Consider the following 24,262-nt stretch of genomic DNA (forward strand, 5'->3'; position numbering starts at 1 on the left):
GCTCGGCAGAAGCTCTCCCGGTAAAGCCCCTGCCGAGCATGGCTCGGCACTACAGATCGGAGCTTCCTGGTAAGGCCCTTGCCGAGCATGGCTCGGCACTACAGATCGGGCTTTCCTGGTAAAGCCCTTGCCGAGCATGGCTCGGCACTACAGATCGGGCTTTCCTGGTAAAGCTCCTGCCGAGCATGGCTCGGCACTACAGGGCTGGTCTCAGGCCTTCATGCTGCCGGTGTCGATGTAGCGCTGGTGCCAGGACAGGGCTTCGGGCAACAGGTGCGGGGTGTGCTTGCCGTAGCTGTCGCGGCAGGCGCGGTCGAAGTAGTCGTTGAGCTGGTCGCGGTAATCCGGGTGCGCACAGTTGTCGATCACCTGGCGCGCCCGCGCACGCGGCGGCAGGCCGCGCAGATCGGCCAGGCCCTGCTCGGTGACGATGATCGAGACATCGTGTTCGGTGTGGTCGACATGGCTGACCATCGGCACGATCGCCGAGATCGAACCGCCCTTGGCCGTCGACGGGCTCAGGAAGGTGGACAGGAAGCCGTTGCGGGTGAAGTCACCCGAACCGCCAATGCCGTTCATGATGCGGCTGCCCATCACGTGGGTGGAGTTGACGTTGCCGTACAGGTCCACCTCGATCATGCCGTTCATGCCGATGCAGCCCAGGCGGCGCACCAGTTCCGGATGGTTGGAGATCTCCTGCGTGCGCATGATGATGCGCTCACGGTAGAACTTGATGTTGCGCTTGAACTCCTCGTTGGCTTCCGGGCTCAGCGCGAAACCGGTGCACGAGGCGTAATCCAGTACACCGGACTTGAGCAGGTCCAGCATGCCGTCCTGGATCACCTCGGTGAACGAGGTCAGGCCGCGCAGGCCGCTTTCGGCCAGGCCGGCCAGCACCGCATTGGGAATATTGCCCACCCCCGACTGCAACGGCAGCAGGTTGGCCGGCAGGCGGCCCTTGGCCACTTCGTGCTTGAGGAACTCGATCAGATAGCCGGCAATCTGGCGGCTGTCCTCATCGATCGGCTTGAACGGGCTGTTGCGGTCCGGGCCGTTGGTGCGCACCACCGCCACGATCTTGTCCGGGTCCACGCTCAGCGTGGTCTGGCCGATACGGTCGTTGGCATGGATCAGCGGGATCGGCTTGCGGTGCGGCGGCAGCGCGGTGCCGTAGTAGATGTCGTGCATGCCCTCGATATCCGCGGGCTGCCACTCGTTGACCTCGATGATCACCTTCTTGGCCAGGTCCAGCCAGGTCTTGTTGTTGCCGACCGAGGTGGAGGGCACGAGCGAACCGTCTTCGCGGATCGCCGAGACTTCGATCACCGCCGTGTCGATCTCACCGTAAAAACCGAACCACACGTGCTGGGCGACATGGGAAAGGTGGATGTCGATGTAATCGAGCTTGCCTTCGTTGATGCGCTTGCGTGCATCCGGGTCGGTCTGGAACGGCATGCGCATGGCGATGGCATCGGCCTTGGCCAGCGCACCATCCAGTTCCGGTGCGGTCGACGCGCCCGTCATCAGCTTGATCTTGAACGGCTGGCCTGCGGCGTGCACGTCTTCAATGCGCTGTGCCAGCGCCAGCGGCACCGCCTTGGGATAGCCGGAACCGGTGAAGCCGCTCATGGCCACGGTTTCGCCGGGCTGGATGAAGGCTGCGGCTTGTTCGGCGGAAACGATGCGGTCGCGCAGGCGCGGGTCCAGGATGCGTTCGACAGACATGACGACTACGGTTTGTTGGGGGGATGGCTGATTATCGCGGATCGGGGTGAACAGGGGGGTTCTACCTTGGTGGGATGGTCTTTGCGGTTCCAGTGCTCTTGTACTCCCCAGTATTGTTTTGCACTGCAGCGTGCAAGTTGTTCGCGCAGCCCGCAGGATCGCCCTGCATCCCGACGTGGGGGAGGGAGCAAAGCCCGCTGATAGTTCGCTGTCAGCGGGCTTTTTTATTGCCTGATCGGCGGAGATGGCGACCGCTGGCCCGCGGATGCCAGAATCGGCGGATGAACCAAATCGCCCCCGCAGCACCTGAATCTGTTCAGCCTGTAATCGAACGCGCCTTGGCCCGACTGAAGCTGGCCGCGCCGGATCCGGTGCAATGGCCGCTCTCGCCCGCATTCGAGGCCGGTTTGCGGCAACTGGCGGTTGCCAGCGATTTCGCCATCGATACCCTGTGCCGGCAGCCGGAACTGCTGCAACTATTGGCCCAGGCCGATCCCGCGCCACTGCCATTACCCATGCTGGACCCGTTGCAGCCCACGGCCTGGCCGACCCAGCTGCGCCGCTACCGCGCCGCCGCCTCGACCCGGCTGATCTGGCGCGATCTGCTCGAACTCGACGATGTCGATGCCACCCTGGCGGGCGCCACCCGCCTGGCCGAGGAATGCCTGCAGCTGGGCCTGGACGCGCTGGAGCAGGAGTTCGCCAGCCGTCATGGCGTGGTCCGCGACGCCGATGGCAGCGCACAGCGGCTGGTGGTGTTCGGGCTGGGCAAGCTCGGCGGCGGCGAGCTGAACTTCTCCTCCGATATCGATCTGGTCTATGCCTATCCGCACAACGGCGAGTCCGATGGCGCCCGTCCGCTGGCTGCCGAGGAGTACTTCGCGCGCCTGGGCCAGCGCTTGGCGCGGCTGCTTGATGAAACCACCGCCGAAGGCTTCAGTCACCGCGTCGATCTGCGCCTGCGCCCGTTCGGCAGCGCCGGGCGGGTGGCGCTGTCGTTCGCCGGCATGGACCAGTACTTCCAGCGCGAAGGTCGCGATTGGGAGCGCTACGCCTGGATCAAGGCGCGCGCGGTGTCCGGCGACATCGCTGCCGGTGAGGCCTGGCTGGAGACGCTGCGGCCGTTCGTTTACCGCCGCTACCTTGATTTCACCGCACTCGATGGCCTGCGCGAGATGAAGGCGGCGATCACCGCCGAGGTCGCGCGCAAGGACCGGCTGGACGACATCAAGCGCGGCCCCGGTGGCATCCGCGAGATCGAGTTCCTGGCGCAGGCACTGCAGCTGATCCGTGGCGGCCGCGAGCCGGCCCTGCGCGAGCGCCGCCTGTTGCCGGCACTGCGCGCGCTGGTCGACGGCGGGCAGATGGCGGCCAGCGATGGTGATGACCTGATCCAGGCCTATCGCTTCCTGCGCCGCGTGGAGAACCGCCTGCAGATGCTGCGTGATGCACAGACCCATTGCTTGCCCAACGATCCGCTGGATCGCCTCCGCATCGCGCTTGGGCTGGGTTATCCGGACTGGGAGGCCTTGCTTGCAGCCTTGAACGAACAGCGCGAGCGCGTCAGCGTCGAATTCGGGGCACTGCTGGCGCCGCGCCAGGGCCAGGCGGCGCCGGACGTGCTGTCCAGTTATTGGCGGGTATTGCCTGGCGGCGGCAGCGCCGAGGTGCTGGCCGAGGCCGGCTTTGCTGACGCCAATGGCGCTGACCAATCGTTGCGCGAGTTTGCCCAGTCGCTGGGGGTGAAGTCGCTGTCCGACAGCGCCCGCGCGCGCCTGGACCGGGTGCTGCCGGCGCTGCTGCACGCCGCCACCCGCTCGCCCCAGCCCGACGCCGCGCTGCGCCGCGTGCTCGGCCTGCTGGCGTCCATCCTGCGCCGCACCAGCTATCTGGCGTTGCTGGACGAGCAGCCCAGTGCGTTGACGCGATTGGTCAACGTGTTGGCGCGCAGCGCCCTGCTGTCCGAGCGGCTGGTGGCCTTCCCGCTGTTGCTGGATGAGTTGCTGGACACGCGCGTGGCCGGGCCCATGCCGGAGGCGCAGGAGATGCACGACGCCTGCGCCAGCGCGTTGGCCATCGACGACCCGGAAGCCGCCCTGCGCGCGCTCAACGAAGTACGCCTTGCGCTGAGCTTCCGCATGGCGCTGGCGTTCCACGATGGCCGCCAACGCGCGGTGGATTGCACCCGCCAGCTGGCGCAACTGGCCGATGCGGTGGTGGTGACGGTATTGCAGATGGCGCTGGCCGACATGCGCCAGGTCCACGGTGAAATCCCCGCCGGGCGCTTTGCCATCATCGGCTACGGCAGCCTGGGCGGCGTCGAGCTGGGGTTCGGCTCGGACCTGGACCTGGTATTCCTGTATGACAGTCCGGCCGGCGTAGAGGCCAGCGACGGCCCGCGCCCGCTGGACCCCGGCCGCTGGTTCGCGCGTCTGGCGCAGAAGGTGATGGCCCTGCTCGGCGCGGTGACTGCCGCCGGCCGCTTGTACGACATCGACGTGCGGCTGCGCCCGGACGGCGGCAAGGGCGCACTGGTGTCGTCGCTGGCCAGCTATACCGAATACCAGCGCGAGCGCGCCTGGACCTGGGAGCATCAGGCGCTGGTGCGTGCCCGTGGGGTGGCCGGTGATGCCTCGCTGCTGGCCGATTTCGAGCAGGTACGCAGCAGCACCCTGGGCCGCGGGCGCGATCAGGGCACGTTGTTCGGTGACGTGCTGAAGATGCGCGCGCGCATGCGGGCCGAGCTGGACCGCAGTGACGCGGCGCGGCTGGACCTGAAGCAGGGCGCAGGTGGGCTGGTGGACCTGGAGTTCGTGCTGCAGACCGGCGTGTTGTCGCAGGCCCAGCATCACCCGGCACTATGCGAGCCGCGCGAGACGCCATTCCTGATCGCCGCGCTGGCCGCCGCCGGTTGGTTGCCGGGCGATACCGCGGTGGCCCTGCACGACGCGCATGCCACGCTGCTGGACGTGGGCCTGTCCTGCACCCTGGACCGGCGCCCGCGCATTGCCACGCCCACACCTGAAATCGAGGCTGCCTGCGCGGCCATCACGGCCGCGGCAATTGCCCAGGGCCTGCCTTTCCCGCTGGCGAAAGGCCAGGAACCAGAGATCAGGGAACCAGCGACGTAGAGAGGGCGAAGCCGCAGGTCACTGGTTCCCAGCTGCTGGCTCCGGCTCTACTGGTTTCTAGTTCCTAACTTCTGGTTCCTGCCTTCAAAGGCGCCATTTTCCACAGCAGGGCGCGGAACGGGGCCAGCAGGCAGACGCCGATGGCCAGCTTCACTGCCAGGTCGCCTGCGGCCCAGCTGACCCACGGCAGCTGCGAGCCGGCAAAGGCGATGGACCAGAAGATGGCGGTATCGACGGTGGCGCTGCAGGTGGTGGCCACCATCGGTGCACGCCACCAGTTGCCGGCGCGCAGCCGGTCAAACACGGTGATGTCCAGCAACTGCGCGACGATGAAGGCCGAGCACGAGGCAACCGCGATGCGCGGCGTGGCAATCCACACCGACAGTACCACCGCCACCGCAAAACCGGCCCAGGCAACGCGGCGTGCGGCCTGCGGGCCGAAGCGGCGGTTGATCAGATTGCTGACCAGGAAGGCGATCGGGTAGCTGAACGCGCCCCAGGTGAGCCAGTCATTGATCGGGTACTGCACCAGCACGTTCGAGCCCAGCACCACGGCCCCCATTGCCAGCACGGCCAGCAATAGTGAGGTTGGGGTCAGCGGAGCGAAGCGGATGGACGGATGTGAGGACATGAACGGGCGCAGGCAGCGCCGCCAGGCACTGCATCGATAGAGGAGGGGAAGGGCCGTGCCCGGGAGGGCAGGTCAGTGGCCATTGTAGCGGCTGTGGCCGAGACGGATGTCAAGGCGGCAGGCGTGCATACAGCCTGCGATCCAGAGACCCAGAGCCCCTCTCCCGCACGCGGGGTGAGAAGGGCTGCTTGCGAACCAAAGGTTCGCAGCCATTCGAACGACCTTGCGCCAGCGCAAGGGCCGGGGCGCGGAGCGGGGGTTGGGGTGAGGGTGGCTTTTGCCTGTGCGTTTGGCCGGGCTTGTATAGAGGCTTCAAGAAGCAAAAGCCCAACGCCCAAGCCAAAGCCAAAGCCAAAAAACCCTCATCCGCCCCCCGCCTTCGCGGGGGCAGGCTCTTCGGGCACCTTCTCCCGCTTGCGGGAGAAGGGAGGCATCAGACTTTTCTACGATCTGCAGCCTTCAAGCACCACAGCCTCAAAGCACTACACCCTCAAAGCTTCCCGCTATGACTTACCGACGCCGCCTCAATCGCCGGTACAAAGGTAAGCACCGCACCATCTTCCGCACGCAACATCCAACCCGCACCCTGTGGGCTCGGTGTAAACGCCACGGTCTGCCCGAGCACGAAATTGGCGGCCGGGTTGTCCTCGCGCTGCGGCCAATGCAGTGATGCGGTGTTGGCCGCATCCAGGGGATCCGCCAGCGCGACACTGCGGCCGCCATCGGCATCCTCGGTAATCGCTTCGACCTTCATGTCCGGCAGCGGGCCGGCGCTGATGCGACCTGCCTGGCGTCCAGTGGAGGCCGTGGACGACTTGTCGGCAACCGATGCGGCCAGCAGCAAGGGGGCGGACACCAGCATCGATGCGCCGGCCGAGGTCACCAGCGTGGAGACCTCGGATCGATTCAAGCCGTCACCGGCATAAGCGGGTGCGATTGCCAACAGCGCACTGATGGCTGCGCCGCAGGCCAACAGGGAAAACGTTGATTTCATGGGGGCGTTCCTCAAGTACCGCGAATAAAAAATCAAAGCGTGCCGGTGCGGCTTTCATCCACCGCCTCGATGGTGGGCACGAACGCCAGCGCCGCACCTTCCGGGTTGCGCAGCATCCAGCCTGCACCTTGCGGGCTGGGCTGGAACGCGATCTTCGTACCCACGGTGAAACCTGCAGCCGGGTCATCCTCGCGCTTTGGCCACTGCAGGGTCGCGCGGTTCTCGACGTTCGCAGGGTCTTCGAGAACGACGCGACGACCACCATCGGCGGCGGTATCCACGGATTTGACCTCCAGATCCGGCAGTTTCCCGGCACTGGCGCGGCGCTTTTCGTCGCGGCGTTCGCTGGATTCCTTGGACATGTCGGCCGCGCCGCGCACACCTGCGGCGGACAGGAAGATGGGGCCGGACACCACCATCACCACGCTGGAGCCGGTCACCAGCATCGAGACCTCGGAGCCATTGAGGTGAGGTTCGCCGGCCCGCACCTGGGCTGGAGCCACGGCCAGGGAAAGGGTGACGGCAAAGGCGAGGGCACTGCTCTTGATCAAGTGGTTCATGGCGTGACTTCCTGTTGTGGCATGGGGGCTTGCCTGTTGCCTCCGGCCATCGCCGGTAGGGGTGTCTGGTGGGCAACGGCGAGTTCGCGCTCCAGCGCACCGCTACGGTGCAGGAAGTCGAACACCGACTCGACAGTCACCACCGAGTAGTTGCCGGAAATGCGCTCGCTGGCCGGGTGGTCGGTGACCGCCACGTTGTCGGCAAGGAAGCGTGCGCCCAGCCGCTTGCCGATGCCGATGTGCATGCGTGATGGCGTATAGCCTTTCTGCTTGAGCCAGGCCAAGGCGGTATCGCGGTCAGCGAGGGGGGCATCGTCTGCGGCCCGCGCCATTGCCGCCGCGGCGACTTCCAGGATCCATTGGTTGGAGTTCTGGTACTCGCTGCTGCCGGGGTAGGCCAGCATGCTGTAGCGCGGCTCATGCAGTGCGCGTGCCTGTGGCGCGGCACCGGCGAGCAGGGTCTTCAGTGCAGCACGTACTTCTGGCGTAGGAATGCCGACGCGCAGGTCGGTGGTGATCGAGCTCTCGCCGACCAGGTTGACCAGGCCTTCGCGATACAGGTCCGAGCTGTCGGTCTTGCAGCGGTTGAGCAGGTGCACTACGTCCCAGCTGCCGCTGTCGTTGCGCACCAGGAAGGCGAGGTGGCTGTGGCGCAGCCCGTACTTGCTCAGGTCCTGGCCGCCGCGCGCAGCGATAGCCACATCCACGCCGGGCAGGGCGTCGAGCGTATCGGCGGTGACCGCGGCCATGTCGAACATGGCGGCAATGGTGGTCGGCGGCGGATAGCGCGGGCTGCAGGCCGGTTGCGCGAATGCCGGGGCGGCGAGGGTGGCCAGGCTCAGTGAGGCGGCCAGCAATAGTGTCGTGCGAGGTTTCATCGGCGCGCATCCTTGCATGGGGGTTGGGAAAGATTCGTTAGGAGCCGATGCAGGTGCGACGAGCCGGCAGCTGCCGTTGGCGGGATTTTCGTTCACGGCTGCTTCCATTGCGCGTGCAGCAGGCCGGAAACCGCAAAACAGGCCGGTGCATCCTTGTTGGACAACACGATCACCGTCTCGCCGGTTGCCGGGTAATGGCGCACGTCGGTGCAGATACCGTCGGTGCTGCCACCATGGCCCCAGCGGAAGTCGCGGGCCGGCACGTCCTTGCCGTAGCCGGTGGCAAAAAAGCCCAGGCCCATGAACTCGCGCTGGGTCTGGGTGGCTTGTTCGAACAGCGCTGCTGGCAGCAGTTTGCCGGCATTCAAGGCCTGCACGAAACGGAACATGTCACGCGCGTTGCCGACTTCGCCGCCGGCGGGCAGGCCACGGCTGGGTTGGGTGGCGCAGTTGCGCACGCGCTTGCCATCCACCTCCACATAGGCCCGTGCCAGATCGGCGGCGGGGTCGTCGCAAGCCACGAAGCCGGTATGTTGCATGCCGGCCGCTTGCAGCACGTGCTGGCGGATGTAGCTCTCGAAATCCTGTCCGGAGAGGACTTCCAGCATCCGCCCCAATACCAGGTAGCCGAAGTTGCCGTACTTCTGCGCGCTGCCAGGCGCGAACTCCGGTGCTCGCCCGGCATGCAGCGCGACCATGTCCTCCAAGCTGCGCAGGCGCGCGCGATCGGCACTGTGTTCTGCACCAAACAGTTCATCGATATCCCCTGCACCGGCGCTATGTGTCAGCAGCTGGCGCACGCTCACCTCATTGGCGAACTGGCGGTTGGGGTAGTCCTTGAGCACCTCACCGACTTTGCTGTCCAGGCTGAGGCGACCGGCGGCGATCTGCTGCAGGATCGCCACGCTGGTGAACATCTTGCCGGCCGAGGCCAGGTTGAAGCGGTCATTTACCTGCAGCGGTGTTTCCTGCTGCTCATCGCGCGTGCCATAGGCTTTCTCGAAGACCACGTCATCGCCGCTGGCGATCAACACCGTGCCCGAGAACTGCCCGGCGGCCTGCAGCCCCAGCGCAAAGCCATCCAACTGTGCCAGTGCTTCGGCGCTGGGTGCCTGCGCGGCGGCGACACTCCAGGGCAATACAGCGAGCAGTAGCGGCGCAAGGCGCAGCAAGCGAGGCGTGGTGCTTGGGTGCTTCAGTGGTTTGCGCATGTTCGGGCCCCAGCTGCAGATGGCCAGAACATAGCATCGACCATTACCGGTGGCAGTCTGCAAGCCGGGCCCGGGCAGCGGATAATGGGAGCATGTCGCCTACCAAATCCCCCGTGCGTGCCATCGTCTGGATGCTGGCTGCCGTCGCGTTCTTCTCCTGCATGGACGCCGGCATGAAGATGCTGTCCAGCAGCTATCCCACCTTGCAGGTCACCATGCTGCGTGGTGCCGCCTCGTTGCCGTTTGTCCTTGTATGGGTGCTTGCCACCGCCGGGCCGCGCTCGATCATCCCGGTGCGTTGGGGCCTGCATCTGCTGCGCGGCGTGCTCGGCATGGTGATGATCGGTTGCTTTGTCTATGCCTTGCGCACCTTGTCGCTGTCCACCGCCTACACGATCTACTTCGTCGCGCCCTTGCTGGTGGCGGCATTGTCGGTGCCCTTGCTGGGTGAGCACGTGGGGCCACGCCGTTGGGTGGCCATCGGCATCGGCCTGATCGGCGTGCTGGTGGTGCTGCGCCCGGGCGTGGACGGGTTCATCTCGTTCCCGGGCCTGATGGTGTTGTTGGCGGCGACGGCTTATGCAATCGCGGCGGTCACGGTCAGCCTGCTGACCCGTACGGATACCCCGCAGTCGATGGTGGTGTGGTTCCTGCTGATCATGGCGATCGGCGCTGGCCTGTTGGCCTGGCCGCAATGGCAGCCGCTGCAGTGGAAGCACGCTGCGCTGATTGCTGGCATGGGCCTGGCCGGGGCGCTGGGGCAGATCGCGCTGACCCGCGCGTTCCAGCTGGGCCAGGCCTCGATGATCGCGCCACTGGAATACACCGGCCTGGTCTGGGTGATCGGCTGGGACGTGCTGCTCTGGCAGAAGCTGCCCGACCGCTGGACCTGGATCGGCGCCGGCATCATCGTCGCCAGTGGCCTGTACCTGCTGCACCGTGAACGCGTGCAGCGGGCGCAGCGGCCGGATCAGATCGATCATCCCTGAAAGCCTACCCCTCCCCAGTCCTCCCCTTGGCTTGGCCAAAGGTGGGCGTAGTGCCGAGCCATGCTCGGCAGGGGCTTCACCGGCCGGCTCAAGCGGCGCCAGCCGCGAAGCTGGCGATGCCAGATGAACAGCCACTACCGCGATCTGGTGGTTTATCTGCCTCGCGGCTCACGCCGCTCCCACAAAGGGCATTACCCCAGGCCCGACTGGTTTCACTTAGAACCAAAAGGAATAAGATTCCGGTTTGCGGCACGCGCGCCGACGGCCCGGCGCTGCTAGGCTGCACGCCCCCTTCTTATGCCCTCCGGTTGCCCTGGCAGTGATCGAGTTCCAGCACCTGCAGAAAGCTTATGCCGTCGACGGCCGCGCGATCACCGCGCTGCATCCGCTCGACCTGAAGATCCAGGCCGGCGAAGTGTTCGGCATCATCGGCCACTCCGGTGCCGGCAAGTCGACCCTGATCCGCCTGATCAACCGGCTCGAGGAGCCGAGCGGCGGCCGGGTGCTGATCGATGGCCAGGACGCCACCGCGCTGGACACCGACGGCCTGCGTGCGCTGCGCCGGCGCATCGGCATGATCTTCCAGCATTTCAACCTGTTGTCGGCACGTACCGTGGCTGCCAACGTGGCCTTCCCGCTGGAATTGGCTGGTACGCCCAAGGCCGAGATCGATGCCCGTGTCGCCGAGTTGTTGCGTATGGTTGGGCTGGAAGCGCATGCAGCCAAGTACCCCTCGCAGCTGTCCGGCGGGCAGAAGCAGCGTGTCGGCATTGCCCGCGCGCTGGCCACGCGCCCGCAGATCCTGCTGTGCGACGAGGCCACCAGTGCGCTGGATCCACAGACCACCGCCTCGGTGCTGGCATTGCTGGGCAAGATCAACCGCGAGCTGGGCCTGACCATCGTGCTGATCACCCATGAGATGGATGTGATCCGCCGCGTCTGCGACCGCGTTGCGGTGCTCGATGCCGGCCACATGGTGGAAATGGGCCCGGTCACCGAGGTATTCCTGCACCCGCAGCACCCGACCACGCGCCGTTTCGTCTCCGAATCCGAGCATGTGGACGAAGGCGAGCAGCTGCGCGATTACGCCGCCGTCGGTGGCCGCATCGTGCGCCTGACCTTCCTCGGCGATGGCACCTATGAGCCGCTGTTGGGGCGCATCGCCCGCGACACCGGAGTGGACTACAACATCCTGACCGGCCGTATCGACCGCATCAAGGACACGCCCTACGGCCAGCTGACCGTGTCCCTGGTGGGCGGCGACCAGAATGCCGCGCAGGCGGCCTTCGTCGCTGCCGGCGTGCACGTCGAGGAGCTGCGCCGATGATCATTGCAACTGCCGCCGAAGGCTTCTTCCGCCACCTGGATGCGGGCAAGTGGGCCGATATCGGCCAGGCCACCATAGACACTTTGCTGATGTTGGCGGGCTCGCTGCCGCTGACCCTGGCGATTGGTTTGCCGCTGGGCGTGCTGCTGTTCCTGACCGGCTCGCCGCAGTTGCACCGCAAGCCGCTGGTCTACGGCATCACCGCCTTGCTGGTGAACCTGCTGCGCTCGGTGCCCTTCATCATCCTGATGATCGTGCTGATCCCGGTGACGCTGGCGATGATGGGCACTTCGCTGGGTGTGCGTGGCGCCATCCTGCCGTTGGTGGTGGGCGCTGCACCGTTCTACGCGCGCCTGGTTGAAACCGCGTTGCGTGAAGTCGACCGTGGCGTGATCGAAGCCAGCCAGGCGATGGGCGCGACCACCCGCCAACTGGTCTTCAAGGTGTTGCTGCCGGAAGCGCGACCGGGCCTGATCGCTGGCGCCACCGTCACCACCATCGCGCTGATCGGCTTCACTGCAATGGGCGGTGCGATTGGCTCCGGCGGCCTCGGCGACCTGGCCTTCCGCGATGGCTACCAGCGCTCGCATACCGACGTGGCACTGGTGACCGTGGTGCTGCTGCTGGTGTTGGTGCAGCTGCTGCAGATGCTCGGCGACCGACTGGTTACGCATTACAGCCGCAAGTAATGGAATGACCGCAGGGTCGGCGCGCAGCGCGCCGGCCTGTTAGCGTATGTCCACACCATCCTTCCCCACGGGATCACGTTACCGATGAACAAACTGCTCAGCTTTCCCCTGATTGCCGCCGTGCTGGCCCTGTCGGCCTGCGCCAAGCCTGCCGCCGACGAGTCCAAGCTGGTGGTCGCCGCGACTGCCGTGCCGCACGCCGAGATCCTGGAAGTGGTCAAGCCGTTGCTGGAGAAGGAGGGCGTCAAGCTCGACGTGCGCGTGTTCAACGACTACGTGCAGCCCAACGACCAGCTGGTGCAGAAGCAGGTGGACGCCAACTATTTCCAGACCGAACCTTACCTGAAGGCCTACAACCTGGACCGCAAGACCGACCTGGTCACCGTCACCGGCGTGCATATCGAGCCTTTCGGTGCCTATTCCCGTCGTTTCAAGTCGCTGGCCGAACTGCCCAACGGTGCCGACGTGGTTATCCCGAACGACCCCAGCAACAACAGCCGAGCGCTGATCCTGCTGGACACCGCTGGCGTCATCAAGCTCAAGGACCCGAGCAACGCGCTGTCGACCCAGCGTGACATCACCGAGAACCCGAAGCAGCTCAAGTTCCGTGAGCTGGACTCGGCGATGCTGCCGCGCGTGCTGGACCAGGTCGACCTGGCCCTGATCAACACCAACTACGCGCTGGATGCCGGCCTGAATCCGACCAAGGACGCACTGGCGATTGAAAGCAGCCAGTCGCCGTACGTGAACTTCCTGGTCGCACGCCCGGACAACAAGGACGACGCCCGCGTGCAGAAGCTGGCCAAGGCCCTGACCAGCCCGGAAGTGAAGACCTTCATCGAGCAGAAGTACAAGGGCGCGGTACTGCCAGCGTTCTAAGCGTCACCGCTGGGCCGGGATCGCACGGTAGTGCCGAGCCATGCTCGGCAGAGGCTCTCCCGGTAACATCCATGTAGGAGCGGCGTAAGCCGCGAAGCTGATATCGCCACCGGAGCCCGCGACATTGCGATCCGAAAGTGCGCTTGCTTCGCGGCTTACGCCGCTCCTGCAGGTTTGGTATCCGGGTAAGGCCTCTGCCGAGCATGGCTCGGCACTACGGGTTGGGAATGACGGTCAGGCTTCTGCCGAGCATGGCTCGGCACTACAGGTCGGGAATGTCGGTCAGGCTTCTGCCGAGCATGGCTCGGCATTACGGGTTGGGAATGCCGGTAAGGCTTTTGCCGAGCATGGCTCGGCACTACCGGTATCCGGCATGGCGTACTCTCTGGGCCTGCATCCTTGGATCAGTCCCCATGCCTGTGCTTTTCGCTCTGCCGCTGGCGATACTGGTTTTCGTCGCGATCCTGCTGCTGTTGATGCCGCTGTCGCTGTGGCAACGCGTGCGCAGTGGCGGTGCGCGGCGGCAGGCGCGGCCCTGGCTGATCACCTTCAACTTCTGGGCAACGCTGGTATCCACCGGCATGTTCGCGGTGTTTGCCGGGGTCGCCGGCTTCTGGTGGTCCGGCGCCTGGAGTTACGCCGCGCTGGGTTGGCTGGCAGGCCTCCTGGTCGGCGTGCTCGGCCACTACCTGACCCGCTTCGAGCCTGGCCCGGAGGCGTTGCACTACAAGCCCAACACCTGGCTGGTGTTGGCATTGACCGCGATGATCGTGGTGCGTGTGGTCGCCGGCATGGTGCAGGGCTGGCAGGCATCGGTGAACGGCGTGCCATGGCCGGACACGGGCTGGCTCAGCCATGCCGGTCTGCTGGCGATGGCGGCCCTGTTGCTCGGTTATGCCGGCATGTATGCCTGGTTGCTGCGGCGCAGGGTACGTCATCATCAGCGCTATCGTCAGTTTGACCGCAGTCCTCGCTGAGCCCGTACCCGATGGCGAGTGGGGGCTGTCCCGGCTAGTCTGAGCGAAGCAGATTCGGAGATCGTGGATGGGAGTGCTGCAGTTCTTTGGGCGCCGTTTGGCGCACTTCCTGGCGCAGCCGCGTCGCAACCAGATGCGGCCGTCGACCAGCGACCCGGCGATGTTGTTGCGCACCTTGCGCCGTGGCGATGTGCTGCTGGTGGAGGGCAATAGCCGCTTCTCCACGGCCATCAAGTACCTGAGCCAGTCCACCTGGTCGCATGCGGCGCTGTATATCGGCGAGGAGCCCTTGCTCGAAGGTGGCAAACCGCAACCGATGCTGATCGACGTGGATGTGGAGCAGGGCGTGCGCCGCATTCCGTTGAGCGAGTTCGCCAATCAGCACACCCGTATCTGCCGTCCGCAGGGCCTTTCACCGGCGGTGGTGGATCAACTGGTCGGCTTCATGCGTGCACGCCTGGGTTATAGCTACGACCTGAAGAATGTCTTCGACCTGGCGCGATTCCTGATCCGGCAGCCGCCAGTACCGGGACATATGCGCCGTCGGCTGATCGCGTTGGGCAGTGGTGAGCCAACCAAGGCCATCTGTTCGACCTTGTTGGCGCAGGCCTTCGAGTCGATCCGCTACCCGATCCTGCCGGAGATCGAGACGGTGCTTGCGCAGGTGGGCGGCGCCGAGCAGTCGCAGGAGATCCTGCACATCCGCAACTACAGCCTGTACACGCCGCGCGATTTCGATGTGTCGCCATTCTTCGACGTGGTCAAGCCGCGGCTGCAGCACAACTTCGATTACCTGGCGCTGCAGTGGGGTGATGACGGCAGCCCTTAGTTTGCGTGGAAAGCTGCCCCCTCTCCCCAACCCCTCTCCCGCGGGGGGAGAGGGGCGAAAGCAACAGCAACAACAGCAACGCAACTGCAGCGCAACAGCAACAGCTGCTTTTGTTGCAGTCACTGGGAATGCTTGCACTCGCTGTGCTCCAAGCCCCTCTCCCCTCGCGGGAGAGGGGTTGGGGAGAGGGGGACACCCAAAAAAAACACGGGCCGCGAACGGCCCGTGTTTCATTTGCAAGCGCTGCATTGCATCTACAACGGTATTGCCAGGAACATAGTCGCTTAGAAGCGTGCACCCAGGCCGAAGCCAACGGTCCACGGATCCAGCTTCAGCTCGCCAGCGTTCTGGCCGGCGACGCGCAGGTCAGGACGGGCGTGCATGTAGCGCGCATCGGCGCGGGCAAACCAGGTCGAGTTGATGTTCATGTCAACGCCGACGGTGCCGATGGCGCCCTTGGCGGTATCCACACCAACGTGATTGCCGGTGCTGCTCAGGCCATCGATCTTCTCGTTGCTGAAGTTCGACTCGTAGTAACCCAGGCCGACGAACGGACGGAATACGTTGTCCGCCTGGCCGAAGTGGTACTGCGCGCTCAGTGCAAGCGGCTGCTGCTCGACGCTGCCGACCTTGGCGCCACCATCGGTGCGCACGCGGTGATCGAACTTGTCAGCGGCACCCCACAGTTCAACGGCGAAGTTGTCGTTGAAGTAGTAGCTGGCGCTGATCGTCGGTGCCGGACCGCCATCGACCTTGCCAATGCCGTCGATCGGATCGTTCTTCGGCTGCAGCAGGCTGATGCCACCGACCACGGCAAAATGCTTGCCCGATGCGGTATCGCCATTGCCATCCTGTGCGAATGCGGTAGAGGAAAGCGCAAGTGCGCTGAGCGTGGCAAGGCTGAGAATTTTGATGGAACGCATAACTGACTCCTCGTATTGCGATCGGGACTACGCTGTTATCTAGGCCCTCGTGATGGGGCGAGGCAACCCTAACGATGGCAAGATGAATCGCTCTAAACGCAAGGGGATTTCAGTGCCATTGCGTTCAGCGAAAAACAGAGGGATCCCATGGACACGAAGCATCGACAGAAATTTCCGTTCACGATGTTGTGGTGCGCGTGATGAGTGGCGCATTGTTGCAGGGCCTGCCCGCGCAGCTATCGACCTCATGCCGCGTGCTGGTACTGGGCTCGATGCCGGGCGCGATGTCGCTGCATGAATCGCGCTACTACGCGCATCCACGCAATCGCTTCTGGCCGCTGATGGCTGCGCTGTGTGGCTTCGATGCGCAGCTTCCTTATGCGCAGCGCCTGCAGTGCCTGCAGCAATCGGGTATCGGCCTGTGGGACGTGATCGGGCAATGCCAGCGCGCCGGCAGCCTGGATACGGCGATCGTGCGTGGCAGCGAAGTGCCCAACCCCATCCCGGCGTTGCTCGCCGGCCTGCCGCAGTTGCAGGCCATCGCCTGTAATGGTGCCGCGGCACACACTGCGTTCCAGCGATGGATCGCACCCGCTTTGCCGCCTTTGGCGGCTGCGCTGCCGGTGCTGGCCCTGGCGTCGACCAGCCCGGCCAATGCGGCATGGTCGTTGCCGCGCCTGACCGGGCAATGGCAAGTGCTGCAAGCGTGGTTGAATGCGCCCAATGGGGTGGTAACGCCTGCAACAAGGGGCTTGACCGGCTAGGACAGGCAGGACAGCCGGCAAGTCAGAACACGCGTCCAGGAGCAGACATTGCGGCCTTGTTGGCTCGGATGGCATGCCCTTGTCCGGGGACATACGCAGGCGAATTCAGTTGTAGCGGTTGGCGCTGCGGCCCGCTAACGCCACAATAGAGGATTCCCTCACTGTTGCTGGAGTAGTTTCATGGCCGAAATCAAGGAAGCACTTGTCCCCGATATCGGTGACTACAGCGACATTCCGGTGATCGAAGTGCTGGTCGCCGTAGGCGATACGGTCAAGAAGGACCAGGGGCTGGTCACGCTGGAATCGGACAAGGCCACGATGGAAGTGCCGTCGGCCTACGCCGGTGTGGTCAAGGAGCTGAAGGTCAAGGTTGGCGACGGCCTGTCTGAGGGCAAGGTCGTGGCCCTGATCGAGGTGAGCGAAGAGGCCGCCAAGCCGGCTGCCGCTGCTGCCCCGGCCGCCCCGGCCAAGATTGAAGCCACCGCCGAGACCGGCGCCAAGGTTGAGCCGGTGGCGGTTGCCCCGGTCGCCGACAAGCTGGCCCAGCGCGAGATCGCCCAGGAAGACTCGGTTACCACCAGCAAGCCGGCTACCCCGCCGGTGCAGTTCAATGCCGAAGGCGTGCTGCCGGCCAATGTGCCCTATGCCAGCCCGGCGGTGCGCGTGTTCGCCCGTGAGCTGGGCGTGGACCTGCAGCAGGTCAAGGGCACCGAGAAGGGCGGCCGCATCACCAAGACCGACGTGCAGAAGTTCGTCAAGGGCGCGCTGTCCGGCGGTGTTGCTGCCAGTGGCGGTGCCCCGGCGGCTGCCGGCGGTGGCCTGAACCTGCTGCCGTGGCCGAAGGTGGACTTCAGCAAGTTCGGCGAGACCGAAGTGGTGCAGCTGTCGCGCATCAAGAAGATCTCCGGCGCCAACCTGGCCCGCAACTGGGCGATGATTCCGCACGTCACCCAGTTCGACCAGGCCGACATCACCGATCTGGAAGCGCTGCGCGTGGCGCTGAACAAGGAAAACGAGAAGGCCGGCATCAAGCTGACCATGCTCGCCTTCCTGATCAAGGCCAGCGCCGCCGCGCTCAAGAAGTTCCCCGAGTTCAACGCTTCGCTGGATGCCAGCGGCGAGAACCTGACCCTGAAGAAGTACTTCAACATCGGTTTTGCCGCCGATACCCCGAACGGCCTGGTCGTGCCGGTGATCCGCGACGTCGACAAGAAGGGCGTGGTGCAGATTGCCCAGGAAACCGGCGAACTGGCCAAGAAGGCCCGTGACGGCAAGCTTGGCCCGGCCGACATGAGCGGCGGCTGCTTCTCGATCAGCTCGCTGGGTGGCATTGGCGGCACCGCCTTCACCCCGATCGTGAATGCGCCGGAAGTGGCCATCCTGGGTGTCTCCAAGTCTTCGATCCAGCCGGTCTGGAATGGCAAGGAATTCGCCCCGAAGCTGATGCTGCCGCTGTCGTTGAGCTATGACCACCGCGTCATCGACGGCGCCCTGGCCGCGCGTTTCACCACCTACCTGTCGCAGGTGCTGGCCGACATGCGGCGCGTGCTGCTGTGATGCCAGTGGCGCCGCGACGCGCCTTGTTGGCGCTGGTGTTGGCCGCCCTGACGGGCCCGGCACTGGCCGCCAGCCAGTGCCAGCCGGTGGTCGGCCAGGGTTGGCCGCCGGCGGTGGGCAACTACGGCCAGGCGGCGAGCAGCCTGCTCGGCGGCCAGGCCGAAGACGGCCTGTCGCTGCTGGTGCTGCCGGCCCGGGGCGTGGAGTCACAGGTGCTGCTGCGCCGCGACGCCGGCAACGGCCAGTGGATGGTGCTGGCCGGCATGGCCGACAAGCGCATCTACAACTGGAGCACGACGGCCGGTCGCGGTGGCGTCAACCTGCAACTCGACCAGGAGCCCGAGTTCGCCCAGGCACCGTTGCCCGATGCACTGGCACAGCGTCTGCTCGAGGTCTGGGGCAAGGCATTGGCTTCGCCGGAAGTGGCCGCGCGTGCGCCGGTCACCGAGGGCGAGGTGCTGTCCTTCACCGTCAACGGCGAGCGTTACAGCGGTCAGCGGCCGGGTTGCGGCCAGCTTGAAGCGCTGCAGGAACAGGCGGCGCTGTTGATCGAGCTGGCCCATAGCAAAGACAAAAAATACGAGAAGCGCTACGCCAACATCGAACGCGCGCTCGACAAGATGCATGACCGGTTCGTCGGCGATGCCGGCTGAGCCCACAGGAGAAAACAATGGCGACGATTGAAATCAAGGTTCCGGACATTGGCGACTACAACGACGTGCCGGTGATCGAGATTCTGGTGGCCGTGGGCGACACGGTGAAGAAGGACCAGGGTCTGGTCACACTGGAGTCGGACAAGGCCACGCTGGAAGTGCCGTCCTCGGCTGCGGGTGTGGTCAAGGAAATCAAGGTCAAGCTCGACGACAAGCTGTCCGAGGGCGATGTGGTGGTGATCCTGGAAGCTGAAGGCGAGGGCGCTGCCCCGGTCGCAGCTCCGGCACCTGCCGCCGCACCTGCGCCGGCTGCACAGCCTGCCGCGGCCGCCGCTCCGGCAGCCGTCAGCGCACCGGTTGCCGCTGCTGCGCCAGCCGCATCCGGCCCGATCGAGGTCAAGGTGCCGGACATCGGCGATTACCAGAACGTGCCGGTGATCGAGATCCTGGTCGCCGTCGGCGACACGGTGAAGAAGGACCAGGGCCTGGTCACGCTGGAATCGGACAAGGCCACGCTGGAAGTGCCGTCCTCGGCCGATGGCGTGGTCAAGGAAATCAAGGTCAAGCTGGACGACAAGCTGTCGGTCGGCGACGTGGTGGTGGTGCTGGAAGGCGCCGCCGCTGCCGCCCCGGCAGCGGCCAAGGCCGCCCCGGGCAGCAAGCCACCGGTGACCCCGTCGCACCGCGCGCCGGACCCGGCTGTCGCCGCCAAGGCGCTGCCGTCCAGTGGCCGCACCGCCGACATCGAGTGCCGCATCGTGGTGCTGGGCGCCGGCCCGGGCGGTTATACCGCCGCCTTCCGTGCCGCCGACCTGGGCATGGATACCGTGCTGATCGAGCGTTACGCCAGCCTCGGCGGCGTCTGCCTCAACGTCGGCTGCATCCCGTCCAAGGCCCTGCTGCACGCCGCTGAAATCATCGACCACGCCGCCCATGCCGACGAACTCGGCATCGAGTACGGCGCGCCGAAGATCAGTCTGGACAAGCTGCGCGGTTACAAGGAAAAGGTCGTCGGTCAGCTGACCAAGGGCCTGGCCGGCATGGCCAAGCAGCGCAAGATCCGCACCGTGCATGGCCTGGCCAAGTTCATCTCGGCCAATGAGCTGGAGATCGTCGGCGACGACGGCAAGACCCAGCTGCTGCGCTTCGAGCAGTGCATCATCGCCGCCGGTTCGCAGGCGGTGAAGCTGCCCAACTTCCCGTGGGAAGACAAGCGCGTGATGGACTCCACCGACGCACTGGAGCTGGCCGAAGTGCCGGGCTCGCTGCTCGTCGTCGGCGGCGGCATCATCGGTCTGGAAATGGCCACCGTGTACAGCGCCCTGGGTTCCAAGGTGACCGTGGTCGAGTTCATGGACCAGCTGATGCCGGGCGCCGGCAAGGACTTGGTCAAGCCGCTGGCCGACCGCCTGAAGAAGCAGGGCATCGAGGTGCACCTGAAGACCAAGGCTGCGGGCGTTAGCGCCGACAAGAAGGGCATCACGGTGACCTTCGAGGCCGCTACCGAAGGCGAAAAGCCGGCGATGGAAAGCGGCACCTTCGATCGCGTGCTGGTTGCCGTGGGCCGCTCGGCCAATGGCAAGAAGATCGATGCCGACAAGGCCGGCGTCGAAGTCACCGACCGCGGCTTCATTCCGGTCGACCGGCAGATGCGCACCAACGTGCCGCATATCTTCGCCATCGGTGACATCGTCGGTAACCCGATGCTGGCGCACAAGGCCACGCACGAGGGCAAGCTGGCGGCTGAAGTCGCCTTCGGCGAGAAGAAGGAGTGGGTGGCACGGGTGATCCCGTCGGTGGCTTACACCAATCCGGAAATCGCCTGGGTTGGCGTCACCGAGACCGAGGCCAAGGCCAAGGGATTGAAGGTCGGCGTGGCCAAGTTCCCGTGGGCGGCCAGCGGTCGTGCCATCGGCATCGCTCGCACCGAAGGCTTCACCAAGCTGATCTTCGACGAGGAAACCCATCGCGTGATCGGCGGTGCCATCGTCGGCGTGCATGCCGGTGAGCTGTTGGCCGAGATCGGCCTGGCCATCGAGATGGGCGCCGAGGCCGAGGACATCGGCCACACCATCCACGCCCACCCGACCCTGAGCGAGTCGGTGGCGATGGCCTCGGAGATCTACGACGGCACCATCACCGATCTGTATATCCCGAAGAAGAAGTAAGCCACACGACGCCCCCTCACCGGGGCGTCGCTGTATTCGGCAGTCAAAAGGAGCAAGGGAATGTTGCGGATCACGGTGTTGGTTGGGCTGCTGTTCGCCGGCCCGGCGATTGCAGGGGAGCAGGACCCTGCGCTGGCCGCCGCCTTGCTGAAATGCCCTGGCGCGGCACCTTTCGTCGAGGCTGATGGCTTGCGCGCGCAAGCGCGCAGGAATGCGCAGACCGAAGCAGGATATTCGGAGCCGGCACTTCGCCAGCAGCTGCTGGACATGGCACAGGTTGACCAGGAAGCTCGCCAGGGTGAGTGGACGCGGGCCATGGTCGAGAACCTGCAGGCAGTGGATGCCGCAAATCTGCCGCGTATCAAGCAGATCGTGGCCACGCATGGCGGTCTGCCCAGTGCAGCGCAGGTCGGGAGCGATGCGGTTTCCGCCGCCTGGTTGCTGGTGCAGCATGCCGATGCTGACGTCGCGTTCCAGCGCCAGGTAGTGGGCAGCATTGAGCCCATGGTGCAGCGTGGTGAGATATCGGCGCACGATTTCGCGTTGCTGACCGACCGCGTACTGGTCAACAGCGGCGAGCTGCAGCGCTATGGCAGCCAGCTCCTGGCAGTCGATGGCCGTTGGCAGGCCAAGCCGATGGAGGCGCCGGAGCAGGTTGATCAGCGCCGCGCCGGCATCGGCCAGATGCCGTTGGCCGATTACATCTGCGTGGCGACGCAGATGTTTCCGGTGCCGCCTGCCGCGGCACCACCTCAGAACTGATCCCGGGCACGCCGGGCTGCCCCTGTCGCGGTGTCGGTAGTTCCAAGCAACGCCCCGCCTGTCGGGGCGTTGCTTGTTTCCGGTCCCTGGCCAGTTGCCCACCCCGCAGGCTTGGCGCAAGCTGGCGCCGCTGGACCCTGACGTCACCCATTGCCCCGGGGAACGAGGATGCGAACCAGAGTGCGCGTGCCAGCTCTTGCGCTGGTCGTTGTCGGTGTTTGTGTATCCATGGTGGCGCACGCTGGAACCAGCGTGGTCAGTGCCGCACGCCTGTTGGACGTGCGCAGCGGCCGCTATGTGCAGCAACCGCAGATCGAGATCGTCGATGGCAGGATCAGCCGCATCGGCCGCGCCGGCGATCCGCTGCCCGCCGGTGCCGAGCACATCGACCTGGGCGCGCGCACCCTGCTGCCGGGCCTGATCGACATGCATGTGCACCTGACCATCGATCCCACCCTGGGCGGCTACCAGGGGCTGGAATACACCGACAATTTCTGGACCGTGGTGGGCGTGGTCAATGCGCGGCGCACGCTGCGCGCGGGCTTTACCACGGTGCGCAATCTCGGTTCGGCCGGCTTCGATGATGTGGCCTTGAAGCAGGCCATCGAGGCCGGTTACATCGATGGGCCTCGTATCGTGCCGGCCACCTTTGCGATTGGCGCTACCGGTGGGCATTGCGACGGTGGTGGCCTGCCGCCATCGGTGACCGTGCCCAATCCCGGTGCGGCCGACGGCCCGGACGCGATCCGCGCCACGGTGCGCAAGCTGCGCAAATTCGGGGCCGAGGTGATCAAGTTCTGCGGCACTGGCGGGGTGATGTCCAAGGGCACGACGCTGGGCGAGCAGCAATACAGCCAGGAGGAGATGCAGGCGCTGGTGGAGGAGGCGCACCGGCTGGGCATGAAGGTGGCGGTGCATGCGCATGGCAGCAGCGGCATCAACGCGGCCATCCGCGCCGGTACTGACACCATCGAGCATGCCAGCCTGGCCGATGCGGAGTCATTCAAGTTGGCGCGCGCGCAGGGCACCTGGTTTTCGATGGATATCTACGGCAGTGATTACATCCTTGCCGAGGGTGAGAACAATGGCTTGTTCGCCGAGTCGCTGCAGAAGGAGCGGCAGGTGGGACGCAAGCAGCGCGAAACCTTCCGCGATGCGCATGCGGCCGGCGTGCGGATGGTGTTTGGTTCCGACGCGGGTGTGTACCCGCATGGAGACAACGCCCGTCAGTTCGGCAAGATGGTGGAGTGGGGCATGACGCCGTTGCAGGCGATCCGTGCGGCGACGCTTGATGCGGCCGAAGCACTGGGGCGGCAGACGGACGTCGGGGCGTTGGAAGTGGGGCGCTTCGGCGACATGCTCGCGGTCGACGGCGATCCGTTGCAGGACGTTGCGGTGCTGACGCGCCCGGCGGCGGTGGTGAAAGGCGGGCGCTTGTTGCAGCCCTAGGGCGTGTAGCCCCTCTCCCGCATGCGGGAGAGGGGTTGGGGTGAGGGTGCTTGTGGGCGCAGCGGTGCTGCGTTTGCGGCCTTGCCGGTAGAGCCTCTGCCGAGCATGGCTCGGCACTACATGCCGCGCTCCCGTTCTTTGGAAGAGGGGGCTTGGCGCAGCGGTGCTGCGTTTGCGGCCTTGCCGGTAAAGCCTCTGCCGAGCATGGCTCGGCACTACATGCGCCTCTCGCGCTTGCCGGAGGGGCGCTTTTAGAACGACAGGCTCACGCCCGCCACCGGGCCCTTGAACTCCTGCTTCAGGCCGATGACGCCATCGCTGCCCTTCTGGTCCACGTCCAGCTTGAACCAGTCGTAGCCGGCGAAAATGCCGAAGTTCTTGTTGACGTTGTACTGCACGATCGCATTGGCGCGGCTGAGGTCGCCCTTGTAATCATCGAAGTTGCCCCAGCTTGTATTGAGGTATTGGCCCTGCAGGTTGATCAGCCAATGCTCCGAAGGCGTGAAGCTCAAGCGCGCGCCAACCACCGGTGCGATGCCGTCGGCCTTCTCGTTGAGGAAACGTCCCTGGTAGACATCCCCTACATCGGCGTAGGCGTCGGCACTGATCTTGGCGTACTCGGCACCGAGCTGCAGGCCCAGGTCGAAACGATCACCATCAACCACCGAGTAGTCGTAGACCAGCGTTGCCACCTGGTACTTCAGTTCGCCCTTGACGAAGCTGCCTGCGGGTACCGTGGTGTCGCCCCAACTGACGCCTTCGTCCAGCGTCTCGCGGCGGTCCTTGTCGTACTTGAAGTAGTCGAAGATCAGCCGCTGGCGATCACTGATGCGGAACAGGCCATCCACGCGCGGCTCCCATTCCTTGCCGCCCAGGCTGAAGTCCTCGGACAGGTTGATGTCCTGGCCGGCAACCGTGGTGCTGCCGCGGATGGTGTTGTCGGTGTCGATGTTCATTGCGCCAAGCCGCAGCGTGAAACGCGGATCGCCTTCGGCGGCTTGCGCAGGCAGTGCATGGATCAGAGCGAGTGTGAGTGCGCACGGAGCAAGTGCGAGAATGTAGCGGGAGTTGCGCATGCCATTACCTGATGTTGCGTTGGAGCGCTTGACCTTCGCCGATCCGGTGTAGAGAGGGGTGAGCGCAGCGTGCAGGCAATGTGTACGCGA

At 65.4% G+C, this 24,262-nt stretch carries 21 protein-coding genes; 13 read left to right on the forward strand and 8 right to left on the reverse strand.

From position 1 onward, the window contains the following. Window positions 1–210: 210 nt before the first annotated feature. A complete protein-coding gene (locus AC1VXC_RS15305; protein ID WP_313173355.1) occupies window positions 211–1,725 on the reverse strand; it encodes an acetyl-CoA hydrolase/transferase family protein in 1,515 nt (504 codons plus the stop codon). A gap of 281 nt (window positions 1,726–2,006) precedes the next feature. Here AC1VXC_RS15305 and glnE point away from each other — a divergent pair, with 281 nt between their 5' ends. Continuing rightward, the gene (gene glnE, locus AC1VXC_RS15310) at window positions 2,007–4,856 is read left to right on the forward strand and encodes a bifunctional [glutamate--ammonia ligase]-adenylyl-L-tyrosine phosphorylase/[glutamate--ammonia-ligase] adenylyltransferase (protein WP_481538656.1); all 2,850 of its coding nucleotides are present in this window, start codon (window positions 2,007–2,009) and stop codon (window positions 4,854–4,856) included. Between the two features lie 64 nt (window positions 4,857–4,920). Here the strand turns inward: glnE and AC1VXC_RS15315 are convergent, their stop codons facing one another. The 5 genes from AC1VXC_RS15315 to AC1VXC_RS15335 all read right to left on the reverse strand — a co-directional run bounded on the left by AC1VXC_RS15315 (window position 4,921) and on the right by AC1VXC_RS15335 (window position 9,130). Continuing rightward, window positions 4,921–5,487: a queuosine precursor transporter gene (locus AC1VXC_RS15315; protein WP_313494389.1), complete on the reverse strand. Its 567-nt coding sequence runs from the start codon at window positions 5,485–5,487 to the stop codon at window positions 4,921–4,923. Between the two features lie 490 nt (window positions 5,488–5,977). Beyond that, window positions 5,978–6,481, reverse strand: a complete 504-nt coding sequence (locus AC1VXC_RS15320) for a hypothetical protein (protein ID WP_313173352.1) — start codon at window positions 6,479–6,481, stop codon at window positions 5,978–5,980. Between the two features lie 32 nt (window positions 6,482–6,513). Further along, window positions 6,514–7,041: a hypothetical protein gene (locus AC1VXC_RS15325; protein WP_313494387.1), complete on the reverse strand. Its 528-nt coding sequence runs from the start codon at window positions 7,039–7,041 to the stop codon at window positions 6,514–6,516. Continuing rightward, entirely contained in the window at window positions 7,038–7,919 is an 882-nt protein-coding gene (locus tag AC1VXC_RS15330; RefSeq protein WP_481538657.1) for a DUF2145 domain-containing protein, read from the reverse strand. Before AC1VXC_RS15330 ends, AC1VXC_RS15325 begins: the two co-directional genes overlap by 4 nt. A gap of 92 nt (window positions 7,920–8,011) precedes the next feature. Next, a complete protein-coding gene (locus tag AC1VXC_RS15335) occupies window positions 8,012–9,130 on the reverse strand; it encodes a serine hydrolase domain-containing protein (protein WP_481538658.1) in 1,119 nt (372 codons plus the stop codon). 92 nt (window positions 9,131–9,222) lie between these two features. Between AC1VXC_RS15335 and AC1VXC_RS15340 the strand changes: the two genes are divergently transcribed. The 6 genes from AC1VXC_RS15340 to AC1VXC_RS15365 all read left to right on the forward strand — a co-directional run bounded on the left by AC1VXC_RS15340 (window position 9,223) and on the right by AC1VXC_RS15365 (window position 14,820). After that, entirely contained in the window at window positions 9,223–10,119 is an 897-nt protein-coding gene (locus AC1VXC_RS15340; protein WP_282271380.1) for a DMT family transporter, read from the forward strand. Window positions 10,120–10,438: 319 nt separating this feature from the next. Then, a complete protein-coding gene (locus tag AC1VXC_RS15345; protein ID WP_481538659.1) occupies window positions 10,439–11,446 on the forward strand; it encodes a methionine ABC transporter ATP-binding protein in 1,008 nt (335 codons plus the stop codon). Continuing rightward, window positions 11,443–12,135, forward strand: a complete 693-nt coding sequence (locus AC1VXC_RS15350) for a methionine ABC transporter permease (RefSeq protein WP_313173347.1) — start codon at window positions 11,443–11,445, stop codon at window positions 12,133–12,135. The genes AC1VXC_RS15345 and AC1VXC_RS15350 overlap by 4 nt, the downstream gene beginning before the upstream one ends. Before the next feature lie 84 nt (window positions 12,136–12,219). Further along, a complete protein-coding gene (locus AC1VXC_RS15355; RefSeq protein WP_481538660.1) occupies window positions 12,220–13,014 on the forward strand; it encodes a MetQ/NlpA family ABC transporter substrate-binding protein in 795 nt (264 codons plus the stop codon). Between the two features lie 413 nt (window positions 13,015–13,427). Further along, the gene (locus AC1VXC_RS15360; protein ID WP_481529102.1) at window positions 13,428–13,991 is read left to right on the forward strand and encodes a CcdC protein domain-containing protein; all 564 of its coding nucleotides are present in this window, start codon (window positions 13,428–13,430) and stop codon (window positions 13,989–13,991) included. A 67-nt stretch (window positions 13,992–14,058) separates the two neighbouring features. Further along, on the forward strand, window positions 14,059–14,820 hold the full coding sequence (locus AC1VXC_RS15365; protein WP_313173344.1) for a YiiX/YebB-like N1pC/P60 family cysteine hydrolase: 762 nt from the start codon (window positions 14,059–14,061) through the stop codon (window positions 14,818–14,820). Between the two features lie 284 nt (window positions 14,821–15,104). Here AC1VXC_RS15365 and AC1VXC_RS15370 read toward each other — a convergent pair whose 3' ends face one another. Continuing rightward, a complete protein-coding gene (locus AC1VXC_RS15370; RefSeq protein ID WP_313173343.1) occupies window positions 15,105–15,743 on the reverse strand; it encodes an OmpW/AlkL family protein in 639 nt (212 codons plus the stop codon). A gap of 200 nt (window positions 15,744–15,943) precedes the next feature. Between AC1VXC_RS15370 and AC1VXC_RS15375 the strand changes: the two genes are divergently transcribed. The 6 genes from AC1VXC_RS15375 to AC1VXC_RS15400 all read left to right on the forward strand — a co-directional run bounded on the left by AC1VXC_RS15375 (window position 15,944) and on the right by AC1VXC_RS15400 (window position 23,096). After that, complete coding sequence (locus AC1VXC_RS15375) at window positions 15,944–16,507, forward strand: DNA-deoxyinosine glycosylase (RefSeq protein WP_313173342.1); 564 nt, start codon at window positions 15,944–15,946, stop codon at window positions 16,505–16,507. Between the two features lie 180 nt (window positions 16,508–16,687). Next, window positions 16,688–18,064 carry a dihydrolipoyllysine-residue acetyltransferase gene (gene aceF / locus AC1VXC_RS15380; RefSeq protein WP_481539506.1) on the forward strand — a complete coding sequence of 459 codons (1,377 nt, stop codon included), beginning with the start codon at window positions 16,688–16,690 and terminating at the stop codon, window positions 18,062–18,064. Between the two features lie 5 nt (window positions 18,065–18,069). Continuing rightward, window positions 18,070–18,717, forward strand: coding sequence for a hypothetical protein (locus AC1VXC_RS15385; protein WP_482995062.1), 648 nt, complete (start codon window positions 18,070–18,072; stop codon window positions 18,715–18,717). Between the two features lie 17 nt (window positions 18,718–18,734). Then, window positions 18,735–20,885, forward strand: a complete 2,151-nt coding sequence (gene lpdA / locus AC1VXC_RS15390) for a dihydrolipoyl dehydrogenase (protein ID WP_481539508.1) — start codon at window positions 18,735–18,737, stop codon at window positions 20,883–20,885. A 60-nt stretch (window positions 20,886–20,945) separates the two neighbouring features. Further along, window positions 20,946–21,647 (forward strand): DUF6624 domain-containing protein, encoded by a 702-nt coding sequence (locus AC1VXC_RS15395; protein WP_313173338.1) that lies wholly within the window; start codon window positions 20,946–20,948, stop codon window positions 21,645–21,647. A gap of 186 nt (window positions 21,648–21,833) precedes the next feature. Next, on the forward strand, window positions 21,834–23,096 hold the full coding sequence (locus AC1VXC_RS15400) for a Xaa-Pro dipeptidase (protein ID WP_482995063.1): 1,263 nt from the start codon (window positions 21,834–21,836) through the stop codon (window positions 23,094–23,096). Window positions 23,097–23,347: 251 nt separating this feature from the next. On the opposite strand, the gene AC1VXC_RS15405 is transcribed toward AC1VXC_RS15400, so the two are convergent. Continuing rightward, window positions 23,348–24,172 carry a hypothetical protein gene (locus AC1VXC_RS15405; RefSeq protein ID WP_313173336.1) on the reverse strand — a complete coding sequence of 275 codons (825 nt, stop codon included), beginning with the start codon at window positions 24,170–24,172 and terminating at the stop codon, window positions 23,348–23,350. Between the last annotated feature and the right edge of the window lie 90 nt (window positions 24,173–24,262).

Source organism: Stenotrophomonas sp. STEN033 (assembly GCF_056856655.1).

Bases quoted from the DNA above. Each gene is read 5' to 3' on its own strand.
- AC1VXC_RS15305 (WP_313173355.1), bottom strand. From the start codon at position 1,725: ATGTCTGTCGAACGCATCCTGGACCCGCGCCTGCGCGACCGCATCGTT.
- glnE (WP_481538656.1), top strand. From the start codon at position 2,007: ATGAACCAAATCGCCCCCGCAGCACCTGAATCTGTTCAGCCTGTAATC.
- AC1VXC_RS15315 (WP_313494389.1), bottom strand. From the start codon at position 5,487: ATGTCCTCACATCCGTCCATCCGCTTCGCTCCGCTGACCCCAACCTCA.
- AC1VXC_RS15320 (WP_313173352.1), bottom strand. From the start codon at position 6,481: ATGAAATCAACGTTTTCCCTGTTGGCCTGCGGCGCAGCCATCAGTGCG.
- AC1VXC_RS15325 (WP_313494387.1), bottom strand. From the start codon at position 7,041: ATGAACCACTTGATCAAGAGCAGTGCCCTCGCCTTTGCCGTCACCCTT.
- AC1VXC_RS15330 (WP_481538657.1), bottom strand. From the start codon at position 7,919: ATGAAACCTCGCACGACACTATTGCTGGCCGCCTCACTGAGCCTGGCC.
- AC1VXC_RS15335 (WP_481538658.1), bottom strand. From the start codon at position 9,130: ATGCGCAAACCACTGAAGCACCCAAGCACCACGCCTCGCTTGCTGCGC.
- AC1VXC_RS15340 (WP_282271380.1), top strand. From the start codon at position 9,223: ATGTCGCCTACCAAATCCCCCGTGCGTGCCATCGTCTGGATGCTGGCT.
- AC1VXC_RS15350 (WP_313173347.1), top strand. From the start codon at position 11,443: ATGATCATTGCAACTGCCGCCGAAGGCTTCTTCCGCCACCTGGATGCG.
- AC1VXC_RS15355 (WP_481538660.1), top strand. From the start codon at position 12,220: ATGAACAAACTGCTCAGCTTTCCCCTGATTGCCGCCGTGCTGGCCCTG.
- AC1VXC_RS15360 (WP_481529102.1), top strand. From the start codon at position 13,428: ATGCCTGTGCTTTTCGCTCTGCCGCTGGCGATACTGGTTTTCGTCGCG.
- AC1VXC_RS15365 (WP_313173344.1), top strand. From the start codon at position 14,059: ATGGGAGTGCTGCAGTTCTTTGGGCGCCGTTTGGCGCACTTCCTGGCG.
- AC1VXC_RS15370 (WP_313173343.1), bottom strand. From the start codon at position 15,743: ATGCGTTCCATCAAAATTCTCAGCCTTGCCACGCTCAGCGCACTTGCG.
- AC1VXC_RS15375 (WP_313173342.1), top strand. From the start codon at position 15,944: ATGAGTGGCGCATTGTTGCAGGGCCTGCCCGCGCAGCTATCGACCTCA.
- aceF (WP_481539506.1), top strand. From the start codon at position 16,688: ATGGCCGAAATCAAGGAAGCACTTGTCCCCGATATCGGTGACTACAGC.
- lpdA (WP_481539508.1), top strand. From the start codon at position 18,735: ATGGCGACGATTGAAATCAAGGTTCCGGACATTGGCGACTACAACGAC.
- AC1VXC_RS15395 (WP_313173338.1), top strand. From the start codon at position 20,946: ATGTTGCGGATCACGGTGTTGGTTGGGCTGCTGTTCGCCGGCCCGGCG.
- AC1VXC_RS15405 (WP_313173336.1), bottom strand. From the start codon at position 24,172: ATGCGCAACTCCCGCTACATTCTCGCACTTGCTCCGTGCGCACTCACA.